General features: G+C 67.1%; 14 protein-coding genes. 8 read left to right on the forward strand and 6 right to left on the reverse strand.

Annotated features, from left to right (window positions below):
• Window positions 1–35: 35 nt before the first annotated feature.
• From ESP70_RS03805 to ESP70_RS03815, 3 genes are read left to right on the forward strand one after another with little or no spacing between them, the layout of a single operon-like run.
• Window positions 36–902: an alpha/beta fold hydrolase gene (locus ESP70_RS03805; protein ID WP_149688002.1), complete on the forward strand. Its 867-nt coding sequence runs from the start codon at window positions 36–38 to the stop codon at window positions 900–902.
• Complete coding sequence (locus ESP70_RS03810) at window positions 899–1,723, forward strand: LLM class flavin-dependent oxidoreductase (RefSeq protein ID WP_149688003.1); 825 nt, start codon at window positions 899–901, stop codon at window positions 1,721–1,723. Before ESP70_RS03805 ends, ESP70_RS03810 begins: the two co-directional genes overlap by 4 nt.
• A complete protein-coding gene (locus tag ESP70_RS03815) occupies window positions 1,723–2,490 on the forward strand; it encodes a class I SAM-dependent methyltransferase (protein WP_149688004.1) in 768 nt (255 codons plus the stop codon). The genes ESP70_RS03810 and ESP70_RS03815 overlap by 1 nt, the downstream gene beginning before the upstream one ends.
• A 309-nt stretch (window positions 2,491–2,799) precedes the next feature.
• On the opposite strand, the gene ESP70_RS03820 is transcribed toward ESP70_RS03815, so the two are convergent.
• The 3 genes from ESP70_RS03820 to ESP70_RS03830 are packed head-to-tail and all read right to left on the reverse strand — an operon-like array spanning window position 2,800 to window position 5,140.
• Window positions 2,800–3,678, reverse strand: coding sequence for a phosphatase PAP2 family protein (locus ESP70_RS03820; RefSeq protein WP_149688005.1), 879 nt, complete (start codon window positions 3,676–3,678; stop codon window positions 2,800–2,802).
• Window positions 3,675–4,505: a VTC domain-containing protein gene (locus tag ESP70_RS03825; RefSeq protein WP_223148597.1), complete on the reverse strand. Its 831-nt coding sequence runs from the start codon at window positions 4,503–4,505 to the stop codon at window positions 3,675–3,677. The genes ESP70_RS03820 and ESP70_RS03825 overlap by 4 nt, the downstream gene beginning before the upstream one ends.
• Entirely contained in the window at window positions 4,502–5,140 is a 639-nt protein-coding gene (locus tag ESP70_RS03830; protein ID WP_149688006.1) for a DUF4956 domain-containing protein, read from the reverse strand. Before ESP70_RS03830 ends, ESP70_RS03825 begins: the two co-directional genes overlap by 4 nt.
• Window positions 5,141–5,298: 158 nt before the next feature.
• On the opposite strand from ESP70_RS03830, the gene ESP70_RS03835 reads away from it, so the two are divergent.
• On the forward strand, window positions 5,299–6,003 hold the full coding sequence (locus ESP70_RS03835; RefSeq protein WP_246161766.1) for a response regulator transcription factor: 705 nt from the start codon (window positions 5,299–5,301) through the stop codon (window positions 6,001–6,003).
• The gene (locus tag ESP70_RS03840) at window positions 6,000–7,451 is read left to right on the forward strand and encodes an ATP-binding protein (protein ID WP_149688007.1); all 1,452 of its coding nucleotides are present in this window, start codon (window positions 6,000–6,002) and stop codon (window positions 7,449–7,451) included. Before ESP70_RS03835 ends, ESP70_RS03840 begins: the two co-directional genes overlap by 4 nt.
• Window positions 7,452–7,793: 342 nt before the next feature.
• On the opposite strand, the gene ESP70_RS03845 is transcribed toward ESP70_RS03840, so the two are convergent.
• From ESP70_RS03845 to ESP70_RS03855, 3 genes are read right to left on the reverse strand one after another with little or no spacing between them, the layout of a single operon-like run.
• The gene (locus ESP70_RS03845) at window positions 7,794–8,291 is read right to left on the reverse strand and encodes a GtrA family protein (RefSeq protein WP_149688008.1); all 498 of its coding nucleotides are present in this window, start codon (window positions 8,289–8,291) and stop codon (window positions 7,794–7,796) included.
• The gene (locus ESP70_RS03850; RefSeq protein WP_149688009.1) at window positions 8,278–9,036 is read right to left on the reverse strand and encodes a polyprenol monophosphomannose synthase; all 759 of its coding nucleotides are present in this window, start codon (window positions 9,034–9,036) and stop codon (window positions 8,278–8,280) included. Before ESP70_RS03850 ends, ESP70_RS03845 begins: the two co-directional genes overlap by 14 nt.
• Window positions 9,033–10,583, reverse strand: coding sequence for a hypothetical protein (locus ESP70_RS03855; protein ID WP_149688010.1), 1,551 nt, complete (start codon window positions 10,581–10,583; stop codon window positions 9,033–9,035). Before ESP70_RS03855 ends, ESP70_RS03850 begins: the two co-directional genes overlap by 4 nt.
• Window positions 10,584–10,674: 91 nt before the next feature.
• Between ESP70_RS03855 and ESP70_RS03860 the strand changes: the two genes are divergently transcribed.
• The 3 genes from ESP70_RS03860 to ESP70_RS03870 all read left to right on the forward strand — a co-directional run bounded on the left by ESP70_RS03860 (window position 10,675) and on the right by ESP70_RS03870 (window position 13,524).
• Window positions 10,675–11,337, forward strand: a complete 663-nt coding sequence (locus tag ESP70_RS03860; RefSeq protein WP_149688011.1) for a response regulator transcription factor — start codon at window positions 10,675–10,677, stop codon at window positions 11,335–11,337.
• 65 nt (window positions 11,338–11,402) lie between these two features.
• Window positions 11,403–12,647, forward strand: coding sequence for a sensor histidine kinase (locus ESP70_RS03865; protein ID WP_188110472.1), 1,245 nt, complete (start codon window positions 11,403–11,405; stop codon window positions 12,645–12,647).
• Window positions 12,648–12,693: 46 nt separating this feature from the next.
• On the forward strand, window positions 12,694–13,524 hold the full coding sequence (locus ESP70_RS03870; protein WP_149688013.1) for a COG4705 family protein: 831 nt from the start codon (window positions 12,694–12,696) through the stop codon (window positions 13,522–13,524).
• The last annotated feature ends 9 nt before the right edge of the window (window positions 13,525–13,533 follow it).

The raw sequence follows: 13,533 nt of genomic DNA on the forward strand, positions 1-13,533 counted from the left end.
TTCACGATGTCGGTCCTGACCCTAGCGTGCTCGACATGACCTCATCTCACGCTCACGACGAGCAACTGCTCGACATCAACGGCGTCACGCTCTGCGCGCAGACCTTCGGTGATCCCGCCGCACCGGCACTGCTCCTGATCGGCGGCGCCGAGGCCTCGATGGACTGGTGGGACGACGAGTTCTGCTCGCGCCTCGCCAACGGCGGACGCCACGTCGTCCGCTACGACACCCGCGACACCGGCCGCTCCACGACGTACGCGCCGGGCAGCCCGACTTACGGGCGCGACGCCTTGCTCGCCGATGCCGTCGGCCTGCTCGACGCGCTCGGCGTCTCGGCTGCGCACGTCGTGGGCGTCTCGATGGGCGGCGACATCGCTCAACGTCTGGCCGTCCGTCACCCCGAGCGGGTCACCTCACTGACGCTCATGGCCACCAGCCCGGGTGGCACCGACCTGCCGCCGATGAGCCAGGAGCTGGCGGAGAAGTTCGCCGCGGGCGGCGACGAGGCGCCCGACTGGGCCGACCGCGAGGCGGTCATCGCGTACTACACCGACGGCGAGCACACGTTCGCCGGCACGATCCCGGTCGACGAGGAATGGGTACGCCGCGTGGCAGGCAAGGCCTGGGACCGCAGCCCGTCGCTCGCGTCGGCGCAGAACCACTGGCTGCTCGACGACGGCGAGTCGGTCAGCGATCGCCTCGCCGAGATCACGGCACCGACCCTGGTGCTGCACGGCACCGCAGACCCCCTGCTCCCGTACGGGCACGGCGAGGCGCTGTCGTGGGCGATTCCTGAAGCGCGCCTGGTCCCCCTCCAGGGCATGGGACATGGCATGCCGCCGAGCGAAGTGTGGGACACCGCAATCAGCGAGATCCTCGCCGTTTCGGAGGCGGGCCGATGACCCGGATGCGCTCGGCCCTCTGGCTTCCACTGTTCGACGAGCTCGCAGACCCCAAGGTCGTCGCTGGCCTTGCCGACGATGCCGAAGCAGCCGGTTGGGACGGCTGCTTCCTCTGGGACCAGCTCGTCTGGCGGGCACCAGTGCGCCGCGTCGCGGACCCATGGATCACGCTGGCCGCCATCGCGACCGCGACCGAGCGGCTGCGGATCGGCCCCATGGTCACGCCACTCCCCCGCCGCCGGCCCACCAAGGTCGCCCGGGAGACCGCGACGCTCGACCAGCTGAGCGGGGGGCGCCTGACCCTGGGCGTCGGCCTCGGCGGTGACCAGTTCGCCGGCGAGCTGTCGAGGACCGGCGAGGAGCTCAACGATCGACGCCGCGGCCAGATGCTTGACGAGTCGATGGAGATCCTGATCTCGGCTTGGACGGGCGCACCGGTCCACCATGACGGCGAGCACTACGTCGTCGACGACATCGCGTTCCTGCCACGGCCGGTCCAGGAACCCCGCATCCCGGTCTGGGCTGCCGGCTTCCCCGGCAACGCCCGGCCGATGCGCCGGGCCGCCCGGTTCGACGGCTTCTTCCCCGCCAATCTCGAGCATCCCGACCAGCTCGCCGAAGTCGTGGCCACGATCACGGACCTCCGCGCAGACCGGACCACTCCGTACGACTTCGCCGTCGGCCTGCCGTACGACGTCGACCCGCTCCCGTACGCGGAGCAGGGCGCCACCTGGTGGCTCCCGGAGGTGCCGCCCGGCGTGCCGCTCGACACGGTGCGCGGCGTCCTGCGCGACGGTCCGGTGATGGCGGAAGCGGTGTGATGTTCGACTACGACGCGGAGCTGATCCGCTACAACGTCCGTCTGCAGGCCGCCGCCGACATCGGGCCCGACGACCGCGTTCTCGACATCGGCTGTGGCGCCGGGCAGACCTCGCGCCAGGCCGCTCGATCGGCCCATGCGGGCAGCGTCGTGGGCGTCGACGTGTCCCAGGAGATGGTGGACCACGCTCGGCGGCTGGCGGCGGATGAAGGTGTCGGCAACGTCGTCTTCCAGCACACCGACGCGCAGACCCACCCCTTCGAGCCGCAGCGGTTCACGGTGGCCATCAGCCGGTTCGGCACGATGTTCTTCGCCGATCCTATGGCGGCATTCACCAACATCGGCTCGGCATTGCGGCCAGGAGCACGGCTGGTGCAGGTCGTGTGGCAATCGGCCGACCGGCAGCCCTGGGTCACTGCCATCCGGGAGGGTGTTGCGGCTGATCGGCCGTTGCCGCCACAGCTCCTCGGCGGACCATTCGCACTGGCCGATCCCGCGGTCATCGACGGCGTCCTGACCGAGGCCGGCTTCACCGACGTCGAGATCGCCGACGTCCGCGAGCCGATCCAGTACGGGCCCGACGCGGTCACGGCCCACGAGGCGCTGATCGACCTGGGGATGATCGAGTTCCTGGCGCCCGACCTCGACGAAGCCGCGACCGTCCGGGCCCGTGACGGACTGTTGACGGTGCTGGAGGCACACGACACCGGTCAGGGGGTCTGGTTCGACTCCGCGTGCTGGCTGGTCACGGCTCGGCGAGCGGTCTGACGGCCACGACGCAGAAGACCCCCTGACCGGCGTCTCCGCTGGTCAGGGGGTCTTTCTCCATGGTAGCCCCGACGGGATTCGAACCCGCGCTACCGCCTTGAGAGTTGAAACCAGACCTGATGGGACAGTGGTGGTCACTGCTGTTTTTGGTTGATTTTCCAGCCTCTTCTCGACGCGCAGTAGTTGGCCATTTGTGGCAGATACCGACAGATTTTGGTTCTGCTGTTGCCCCCGTGTTGCCCGACGAGCCGAGAAGGGCGCCTTGGCCAACGTAGCTTCACCAAACGCCAGCACGCGCCAACGAGGGGCTCATCGAGCCACGGACTCGTGTCCGCGAGTAACCAGTACGTATTCGCCGATCATGTCGCCGAGGAGGCTGCCGGCGGCGATGTCGCTGCTGACGTGGCCGGCCATGTAGAGCCGGGAGAAGGTGATCTGGCCTTCCATCCACTTGTAGTCGGCGATGCGGTGGGGATCGAGCCCGCCGAGGTAGGTTCGCGAGCCGGCGGCCCGGGCTGCGTGCCTTGACGGGTATGAGCAAGGGCAGACTGCGCCCTTCTTGACTGTGTGGTCTGTGCGGAGGGAAGGGTCGAGTACGTACGGTGCCGACTGTTGATACTTCGTGCCGAGGTCGTCGGCTGCCGTCTTGGCCATGCTGAGGATGAGCTTGAGCTGCTTCTTGTCGGCCTTGCCGGTCTTGGCGGGTATGAGCTCCCTTTGGTCGTGCAGGTAGAGCTTCCAGATGTCCTTCTTGCCGTGAAGCTCCAGCCAGGTGGCGGCTGCGACCCCGGCGGGCGTGCGTTGCTTGTCGAGTGCCTGCACCATGGTGAGCTCGTGATGGCGCTCAGCCTCCGATGGTGGCTTCGGCACCTGGGTCTCGACCCAGGCCAAGAAGGCCTTGTCGTCTGGCGCGCTGCCGTGGGTCTTCCACCACGACGCCATCAGGGTGGTTGCGGTCTTGTCTTGGGCGGCGATGTCGGCCGAGATCGAGGCGGTCTGCGCATCGCTGAACAGCGCCGGTGGCGGGCTGGCTTTGATGCGGTCGGTCGCAGAGAGCTTGGGAGCGCCGTCGGCGACGAGGGGTCGCGCGAATCCTGCGGCGACAGCGAGCACCGCCAGCACCAGGACGATCAGGTAGCGGAGGCGGATCCGGCGCGAGGCTTTGGTGGGAGGTGCCGTGGTGGTCATGCGTGTCCGTTCGGGGTCTGGGGGTGGAGTCGGTAGTGCAGGCTGGTGCCGCGGATTCGCCTCAGGTCGTTGTCGGCGATGTCGGGCCGTATGAGCGCCGTGGCGGCGACGTACTTGCTGAAGGACAGCGGGCGCGCGCCAAGAGCCGTCAGCACGCGGTCCGCCTGCGCTGGGACTTGCCCGCCCTTGGTCTCGACCAGCACGTAGTTCTCGTCGACCCAGGCGTCGCCACCTCGAAGGGTTGCCAGCAAGTTCCAGTCGAAGGTGACCCGGGCGCCAGCCTTGAGATCGGCGAGGCTGGCTCGGGCGTAGGTGACCTCGGCCGTCGGGATCAACGCATCGATCTCGACTTCTGGGTGCGCATCAGCCAGAACCTTGGCCACGAATCCGCGTTCAGCACCATCGAGGCGTGCATAGCGCGAGGGTCCCGAGGGGGCGACAGTCTTGATGGTGCCGCCGCGGCCGTTCTTCGTCTTGACCTCGATGCGGCACAGCTGGTCCTCGACATAGAGGCGACTGCGGACCTTCCAACGCCGGCGCCGTCGCTGCACGTGCGAACGTGATGAGCTGTAGGTGGCTGTGTCGAAGTAGGTGCTGCGGTAGGTCGTTGACCGGCGACCGTCTATCTGAAGGACACCGTGACTGGCCGCGAGCGCGTCGGCCAGGTTGCGGGCGGTGTCGAGCGTGACCAGGTACTTGCGGTCCACGCGATGCAGCAGCGCCGCGTTCTCGACCACGTCATCGAGTGAGACCGGTTCAAGCCCGAACAAGCCCAGACGCTCACCGAGGCTCTCCTCGAACACAGGTTCCTGCCGGAGGGTGGTCACGCGTCCACCTGCCCGGGATCCGGCGCGGTGCTGGCGTCAGCCCCGTCCGGCGTCTGCCACACCTGGTCGGCGACCTCGTACCTGACCGACACCCGGGTGGTCTCGCGGACGAAGTCGACGTCGTCAATGATCACAGCGACGATGGGCACCGCCAGCCGACCGGTCAGCTCGAGGCGGGCTTCGTCGGGATCCAGGACCAGATGGTCCAAGGTCAGGCGCATCACGCGCGTTGCTGGCTCGGTGCGGGAGTCATCCGAGATCGCGACGACGAGCACCAGCAGCACGTTGAGGACGACCACCAGCCACAGCTGCCGTTCCTGCAGACCGTTGACCAGGCCGAGCACCAAGGCGATGAAGGTGTAGGCGACGTCCTTCAGCGTGAACGCGGTGCTTCGCAACCGTACGAGCGACAGCAGACCGAACAGACCGAACCCCACACCGGCTTTGAAGCTGCCTGCCGAGATCGCCGACAATGCCGCGAAGAGCCCGATGTTGAGCACCGCGAACACCAGCGGCATCGCCGGTGCTGAAGGCCTACGCCGATAGAGCCAGCCCACCAGCACGAACAGCGCCAGCACGTCGATGCCGAGCCGGACCAGAAGGCCGACTGCGTCCGAAGTCAGGACAGTTCCCATAAAGCCCACAGGCCCTTTCAGTGCCTCACCGGATCTGTTGATCCGATGTCTGGGTTCAACGCTAGGAACTCCAGATGAAGAAGAAGTGAAGTCTTGGGTCGCCTGCGCCCTCCGGTCGACTTCATCGAGCCTTCACGTTGGCGCACTACTCTGGAACGGTGACCAGCCGCAGGCGCGTCCTGATCGCCGAGGACGATGCGCGACTGGCGAGCGTCCTTGCTCAGGCCATGTCGGAGGCAGGTTGGGAACCCGAGCTCCACCACGACGGCCGCAGTGTGCTCAAGGCAGCGCTGCCCGGTGGCTCGGATCACGAATTCGATGTCCTGCTGCTGGACTGGATGCTACCGGGCCTCGACGGCATGGCAGTGTGCCGTCGCCTTCGCGAGCTCGGCGTCAGCACGCCCGTGATGATGCTGACCGCGCGCGCAGGAGTGCCTGACCGGATCGCCGGCCTCGACGCGGGCGCGGATGACTACCTCGCGAAGCCGTTCGACCTCGAGGAACTCCTGGCCAGGATCCGTGCCCTGCACCGCCGAGCGTCAGCGCCGGACCAGCCGAGAATCTTGACCGTTGGCGACCTCGAGCTCGATCCGGGCTCCAGACGAGTGAACCGCGGCGCAACTGAGATCGAGTTGTCGGCACGCGAGTTCGACATACTCGCACTGCTCCTTCAGCGGGCTGGTCAATGCGTGACACGACTCGCGATCCTCGACGAGGTCTGGGACGGCGACACGGATCTGAAGAGCAACGTGATCGACGTCCACATCGCCACCCTGCGAACCAAGATCGACAAACCCTTCGGCACCCAGACGATCACCACCTTGCGCGGAGCCGGCTACCGGCTCGATACGGACACCCGATGAGCCGCGAAAGAGGTCGGCTCTCGCGCCTGCCACTGCGGGTGCGGCTGGTCGCGGGCTTCTCCGCCACCATGCTGCTCGTCCTGACGGCCGCGGGCGCGTTCGTGTTCTGGCGGGTCCAGTACGCGCTCGACCACCGCCTCAACACCGAGCTCGCCAAGACAGCTCGCGTCGTCACACCTCTGGTCACGTCCACCGGAGAGATCTCCGATGACGACGCGTTGCGTGCGGCCGGCGATCACTACCAGGTCCTCGATCGCGCCGGGCGAGTACTGACGGCAGACAAGACCGCCGGGCAATCTCCCCTCCTCCGCCCTGGGGAGGTGCGTTCCGCACTCCGCCATCCCGTTCGAAAGGACCTCGGAGAGCTCCTCCCCGCCAGTGCCCGGCCACTGCGGGTGTACGCCAAGGCCCTTCCGCCGCGCGCCGGGGGCGATGCCGCGGTGCTCGTGGTGGCCACCAAACGCAATCAGCGCGACGAGGCCCTCCGAGAACTCCTCGGACAACTGCTGGCCGCCGGCTTCGGCGCGCTCATCATCACCGCCGTGGTTGGCGACCGTCTGGCCCGCGCCGCACTGAAACCGGTCGAGCGCTACCGGTCCCAGGCGGCGGACATCGCGTCTGGAGCGATGGGAGTACGACTCGACGTGCCCGCACAGCGCGACGACGAGGTCACTCGCCTCGGTCACACCCTCAACGACGTCTTGTCGGCCCTCGAGGATGCGCTCGAGCACGAGCGACGCTTCGTCAACGACGCCAGCCACGAGCTTCGCACTCCACTGACCCTGTTGACCAGCCGCGTCCAGCTCGCCCTCCGCCGCCAACGGAGCGTTTCCGAGCACGAAGTCATCCTCGAGGAGATCGGCACGGACGTTGCGCGCCTGTCACGGCTGGCCGAGCAGCTGCTCGCACTCGGCAACGAACAGTCCGCGCCCGCCTCAACCGAGACCTCAGACCTCGCTGCAGTCACGCTCAGGCAGATCGAGCTCCGTCGCTCACTCGCGACACCGGACGCGCCCTTCAGCGCGCCAGGGGCTCTGGAGGTGGCCACGTCCGGGCCCGCTCTCGTGGAAGTCGGAGCGACACGACTCACCCGGCTCATCGACAACCTCCTCAACAACGCCGCAATCCACGGCGCACCCCCGGTCACGGTCACTGTCGACGCGACCGACAAGGTGGCTCGGCTTGTGGTCGCCGATGCTGGCCCCGGTATGGACCCGGACCTACTCGGCACCGCCACCCAACGCTTCGCCCGATCACCCGATGCCCGAGCGCGTCCTGGCTCAGGGCTCGGACTCTCCTTGGCGGACAGCATCGTCGCGGCCGCGGGCGGACAGCTTCGCCTGTGCTTCGGCGGTCACCACAACTGCTTTGGAGCCGCTCTGGATCTGGAGTGCGACCACGACGACCGCATGACGTTCACGGTGCTGTTGCCGCTCCGGCATTCGTGATCTAAGTCCGACGGCGATTGGCCGGCGCACGGGTTGGACTTAAGCCGTCCCGAGCCCTCTCCGGCTTGACACGACACCGGCCGACGCCAGCGCTGGGAATCGGCCGTCGTAAGGGAACCAGCAACGTCCATCGATACATGGTGATGCCCGGTGAAATCGGGGTTGAGACAGTCGCTCTTCAGTATCATCGGTGGCTCCGCCCCCCGAGAGCGGACGCCCCGCCCTGCGTTCTCCCCTGGATAGTAGGGCGGGGTGCTCGGTTCGTCCGCCTGGTCGGCAACGCTGACCGGCGACGACGCATCTGGGTCGAATCCTGATGCGTAAACCAGAGCTCAAGCCACGCTATGACCAGGACTTCATGTGTCGGCCGTGAATCGCATTCCCATCTAGGTCTGGACCAGGCTGTGCCGTTGCAAAGACGAACCGCTTGTAGGACCAATAGCGAAAGAGAGTCCCGAGGCCGAGACCAATGACGTTCGCCGAGATGTTGTCGGAGAACCTGCTGGTCAGACCAAGCAGGTCGTGCGAGATGGCGAGAGTCATCACGGAGAATCCCAGCCCGATGATGTTGAAGACGACGAAGAGCGCGATCTCACGGCGCCGTCCCCCGGCGTCCGCGCCGCGCCACGTCACCGCGCGATTGCCGATGTACGTGACGATCATCGCGAGCCCTACCGCGAAGCTCTTGGCTATGGACGGATCCAAGGTGGCGAAGACCGGCGCCGATCGGAGGTAGTTGAATGCACCGATGTCGACGATGTATCCGACACTGCCCACGGCAAGGAAGCTGACGACCTCAGGACTCGACAGCCGAGCAGCAAGGCGGTCAGACCCGAGCATCGAGCGACCAATCCGCGGTCGTCAAGGGAGCCCCCCGCTGACGGCGGATCTTCTGCCAGCGCCACGCCAGGACTCGTAGCACCGCCTCTCGGACGATGTCAGATGACATCTTCGAGACGCCTACGGTGCGGTCTGTGAAGGTGATCGGGACCTCGGTCGTGGTCAGGCCGAGGCGGGCGGCACGCCACGTGTTCTCGATCTGGAACGAGTAGCCGTTCGACTGTGATTCCAACGCCCCGAGCGTCACCAACGCCTCGCGGCGGAACGCGCGGAACCCCGCTGTGGCGTCCCGGACCCGCAGGCCGAGAATCATGCGGACGTAGGCGTTGCCCGCCCGTGAGATGAGACGTCGTCGCACGGTCCAGTTGCCGACGCCACCGCCACTGACGTAGCGCGACCCGATCGCGATGTCGGTCTGCTCAAGGGCGGCGATGAGCTCGGGGATCTTGGCAGGTGGATGTGACAGGTCGGCGTCCATCTGAACGATGACGCCATGGCCGTGATCCAGGGCCCACGTGAACCCGGCGCGGTAGGCCGCGCCGAGCCCGTTCTTCTGTGGCCGGGTCAAGAGGTGAATCTGGGTGGGATACCTCGGATGCGCCTTCACGACCTCGCCGGTGCCGTCCGGGCTGCTGTCGTCGACGACGAGGATGTCGATGTCCGGGGCCGTGCGCAGCACCGCGTCGAGCGTGACCCTGACGCCGAGCGCCTCGTTGTAGGTCGGGATGATGACAATTGGGGTCATGGGAGGAGCTCCTTCATCGTGGCGAGTGGCGTCGTGGCACCGCGGCAGTCGCCGACGATGCGAGGGGTGGGCCGGTCGACCCCGTTGCGCAAGAAGATGGTGTGACCGCACAGGCGGGCGACGCGGTGGTAGTCGTGATCGAGGATCAAGCCGGTCCGCGCGGTGTTGAGTCCCCAGGAATACAGATGCTTGCGGATCACGAACCAAGTCGGCGGCTCAGGTCCGCGGAGCACGCCGTCGAGTTGGGTGAGCTGCGGGTCGATCGTCTTGACCGGGAGGCTCCAGAGTTGCGCATACGGCGAGGGCAGACCCGATGCGAAGGTCAGGTCAGCGTTCCCCCAGGCGTTCACGATCGTGTCGTGCGGCATCGAGGAGGCAGCGATGGCCTGTCCCACGGACCTTGCATCAGTCCCCTGAGGTCGGGCCAAGCTCACACTCCAGGCCACAGACCCGGCCACCAGCACGTACGCCACGATCTTCCGGGCGGCGAAGCCGTGGCGGGACACCAGGACACCGGCGGCGATGGACAGCGGCGCTGTGAGCTCGACGAGGTAGTGGTACCAATAGTTGCCGCCGAGCAGCACCGAGGTGCCGGCGAACAGAGTCATCGCCACCAGCGCCAAGAAGGACGTGTCGCGCCTGCGGCGGGTCACCACGTGGTGGACCAGCCCCAGGAGGAGGAGTCCGAGCCCGCTGACTGCGACCGCGATCAGCAGCCCATGCAGCCTGGCGGAGGAGTGGGCGCTGCCCTCGGCGGCTTGGACCGCAGCGGCGTGGATACGGAAGGGGTACATCGCATCGAAGACCCCGACCAGTGACGTCCCCTGCGCGATGGTCCATATCGCCAGGACGGAGATGACGCCCGAAGCGCCGGCGACGGCACCGGCAGCCATGGCCCAAAACCGCTGGCGATTGAGCTCGCCGCGCCAGACGGCGAGGACCAGCGCGACGAACCCGAAGATCGCCGCGTCAGCCAGGTTTTGCTTGATGAGCATGGCGGACATGGCCAGAGCGCCCGCCGCTGCCGACCGCGCCACGGCCTCTTGGTGGTGAACGGCACGCAGCGCGGCCAGTACGCAGATGACACCCCCGAGCACGAAGGGTGCTGCCAGCAGCTCGCCGTTGACCTCATATCCGCCCAGGAGCGGACTGATGCTGAGGCCGGCAGCCGTGACGGCCGCCCACTGGGCGGCGACCCGGCCGCCGATCATCCCAGCGACGCGCGCCACGCCGAGGACCACGAGCGCCACCGCGATGCATCCGATGAGGCGAAGGGCCGTCAGCCCTCCCAGTGCCGACGCGGCACGAAAGATCGTGACGAGCAGAGGTGGGCGGTCCACCCAATACCTGCCGTACAACGATCCGCCGGCCCCGTGCCACTGGGAGCCGACGACGAGGAAACCACCTTCGTCCGGGCTCGCGGCATGCCCCAGGAAGGGCAAACGGGCAGCCACCGCGGCCGCGACCGAGGCACCGATCGTCCAGGTCGGAAGAACTGGCGCACGAGCAGTCGGCGACCGGGGAACCGGAAGCGCCAAAGCTGTCATGGGGCCAGATTGCTGCCCCGAACCTGCATGCGACCTGACCACGCGGACGAACCATGCGACGTGGCGAGGCCCCGTGGTGCACGATGGCGGCATGACGGTGATCGGCATCTGCGAGGACGATCCAGACGTCCGCCGCGTCCTCACCGACGCGCTCAAGATGAGTGGGCACGCCGTCGTGATCGCTCGCAACGGGCGCGAGGCGGTGGACAACCTCGGCGTGCGAAGCGGGGTCGAGGTGCTGATCCTCGATGTCGGGCTACCTGATGCCGACGGTCGCGATGTCTGCCAGGCGCTACGCGCCGGTGGACAACACGCTCCGGTCCTTTTCCTCACCGCTCTCGACGGGGTCCACGATCGCGTGGCGGGCTTTCACGCCGGCGGCGACGACTACGTGGTCAAGCCGTTTGCGATCTCGGAAGTTCTCGTACGCATCGCCGCGCTACTCCGTCGTAGTAGACCCGAACCCGTTTCCATCAGTGGCTTGACCCTCCACCCCGACCGGCTCTCGGTCGAGGCAGGCGGTCGGGAGAGCACCTTGACGCCGACGGAGTTCCGGCTGCTTGCCGCGATCGCCGCAGATCCCAGTGCGATCACGCGCCGACGTGCTGCCGTCGCTGCGGCGTGGCCAGACGGCGCCATGGTCAGCGAGAACACGATCGACTCGTACGTGCGACGTATTCGGGTCAAGCTGGCGTCGATCGAGTCGCCGGTCGAGCTGACGACCGTGCGCGGAGTCGGGTTCACCCTCCGATGAGGTTCTCGCACCGCACGCTCATCTCGAGGATCGTCTGGACGACGCTGATCGTCTCAGCGGTAGCCATGACCGCCATGGTTGTGACGGTCATGCTCGTCCTCTCGGCTCTGACGAACAAGAACATCGAGGCGAGGCTTCGCGATCAGCTCACCGCTGTCTCCTCGACCGTCAAGGTCGGCCCCGACGGGAGCCTCACCGCGTTGGAGGCACCCGACGACACCATCGACGACACCACATGGATCTATGCAGCGGACGGCACCCTCGTTGAAGGTCCCCGCGTGGGCCAGCGGCTCACCGCGACTGCGGAGTCGTTGGCTGACGTCCGCAAGCAGACCCGGCTGGACCGTCACGAGCGCTCGTTCCTGGCCGGCCCGGTGCGCCGCAACGGAAAAGTCGAGGCGGTCGTGGTCGTCGAGGCCCCGCTCGAGCCGTACGAGTCCACCCGCAACCTCACTCTGCTGGGTCTGCTCGCACTCGCGCTGACGGTGACTGGCGGCTCTGCGGCGATCGCCGCCTGGACCGTCAAGCGCACCCTCGGGCCGGTCGAGTCGATGGCAGCCCAGGCTCGCGACTGGAGCGAGCACGACCTCGAGTCCAGGTTCGACACGACCGCGGCGGACGACGAGTTCGGCCGGCTGGGCAGAACCCTCAACGTTCTCCTGGACCGGGTCGCCGGCGCGCTGCGCAGCGAACAGCAGCTGACGTCCGAGCTGGCTCACGAGCTACGGACGCCCTTGACCGCGATCCGCGGTGAAGCAGAGCTCACCATCATGGCCTCGCCGGGCCCGGCCATCACCGAGCGGCTCGACCGAGTCGTGGCCCTCGTGGACCGCATGAGCATCACCATCACGTCGCTGCTGGCCCTCGCGCGCAATGAGGCTCGGATCGAGACCCGCACGACAGCGATCGCCCTCGTCAACGAAGTGCTCGACCATCGTCCCGACAGGCCGGGACTGAACGTCTCGAGCGATGGCGTCGAAGAGATTGAGATGTCAGTGCCGACCGAGCTGGCGGTCCGTGCGCTGGCACCCATCGTCGAGAACGCATTCACGCACGCGCGCACGTCTGTCGAGTTCCTGACCGTCACCCATGAGCGATCGATCGACATCATAGTCAGCGACGACGGCGCCGGGATCGCCGCGGACGACCTCGAGGCCGTCTTCCGGTCGGGCCAGCGGGGAACCGGCTCAGCCGGGGCGGGGCTGGGCCTGGCGTTGTCGCGACGCGTCGCCCGAACGCTGGGCGGCGACGTCAACGTGACGTCGCCGCATGGCCCGACGACATTCACTCTCACCCTTCCCCGCTCCTGAACATCAGTCAGGTTGTTGGCAGGTGGCTCCGAACAAGGTGGAGCGCATGACTCAATCACCTGCACCGACGTCCAGCCGTGAGGCGAGCCATCTCGACCGCAGAGCCTGGACCCGCACGTTGCTCAACAAAGTCCCTGAGGTCACCATCTTGTTCTGGGTGGTCAAGATCTTGTCGACCACCGTCGGAGAGACCGCCGCCGACTACCTCAACGAAAACGTCGGCCTCGGCCTCTCGGCCACCACCGCCATCATGGCCCTGCTGTTGGCCGCCGTGCTGGTCGTCCAGTTCACTGTTCGGCGCTACATTCCGTCGATCTACTGGCTTGCGGTGGTACTGATCAGCGTGGTCGGCACCCTGTTCTCCGACAACCTCGTCGACAACTTCGGAGTCAGTCTGTGGACCACCACAGCGATCTTCGGGGCGGGCCTCACCATCTCATTCGTCGCCTGGTTCCGTAGCGAGCGCACGCTGTCGATCCACTCGATCGTGACCCGACGTCGGGAGGCTTTCTACTGGCTCGCGATCCTGTTCACGTTCGCGCTTGGCACGTCCGCCGGTGACCTGATCGCCGAGAAGCTCGCCGTCGGCTACTTCCCGTCCGCGCTCATCTTCGGCGGAGTCATCGCCGCGATCACCGCGATCTACTACGGCTTCAAGACCAACGCCGTCTTGGCGTTCTGGGCTGCGTACGTCATCACCAGGCCGTTCGGCGCCTCGATGGGCGACTTCCTGACGGCGCCTACCAAGGGCGGCGGCCTGGGGCTGGGCACCAACGGCACCAGCGCCCTGTTCATCGCCATCATCGTCGCGTGCGTTGCCTGGTTCACCGTCAAAGCCAAGCGCGAGGACCGCGAACTGGTGACCGCACCCGTCTAACCACCCGAA

This window comes from Aeromicrobium ginsengisoli, from assembly GCF_004134905.2.
Lineage (GTDB): Bacteria > Actinomycetota > Actinomycetes > Propionibacteriales > Nocardioidaceae > Aeromicrobium > Aeromicrobium ginsengisoli.

Coding starts and splice junctions, on each gene's coding strand:
- ESP70_RS03805 (WP_149688002.1), top strand. CDS start 36: ATGACCTCATCTCACGCTCACGACGAGCAACTGCTCGACATCAACGGC.
- ESP70_RS03810 (WP_149688003.1), top strand. CDS start 899: ATGACCCGGATGCGCTCGGCCCTCTGGCTTCCACTGTTCGACGAGCTC.
- ESP70_RS03815 (WP_149688004.1), top strand. CDS start 1,723: ATGTTCGACTACGACGCGGAGCTGATCCGCTACAACGTCCGTCTGCAG.
- ESP70_RS03820 (WP_149688005.1), bottom strand. CDS start 3,678: ATGACCACCACGGCACCTCCCACCAAAGCCTCGCGCCGGATCCGCCTC.
- ESP70_RS03830 (WP_149688006.1), bottom strand. CDS start 5,140: ATGGGAACTGTCCTGACTTCGGACGCAGTCGGCCTTCTGGTCCGGCTC.
- ESP70_RS03840 (WP_149688007.1), top strand. CDS start 6,000: ATGAGCCGCGAAAGAGGTCGGCTCTCGCGCCTGCCACTGCGGGTGCGG.
- ESP70_RS03845 (WP_149688008.1), bottom strand. CDS start 8,291: ATGCTCGGGTCTGACCGCCTTGCTGCTCGGCTGTCGAGTCCTGAGGTC.
- ESP70_RS03850 (WP_149688009.1), bottom strand. CDS start 9,036: ATGACCCCAATTGTCATCATCCCGACCTACAACGAGGCGCTCGGCGTC.
- ESP70_RS03855 (WP_149688010.1), bottom strand. CDS start 10,583: ATGACAGCTTTGGCGCTTCCGGTTCCCCGGTCGCCGACTGCTCGTGCG.
- ESP70_RS03860 (WP_149688011.1), top strand. CDS start 10,675: ATGACGGTGATCGGCATCTGCGAGGACGATCCAGACGTCCGCCGCGTC.
- ESP70_RS03865 (WP_188110472.1), top strand. CDS start 11,403: ATGACCGCCATGGTTGTGACGGTCATGCTCGTCCTCTCGGCTCTGACG.
- ESP70_RS03870 (WP_149688013.1), top strand. CDS start 12,694: ATGACTCAATCACCTGCACCGACGTCCAGCCGTGAGGCGAGCCATCTC.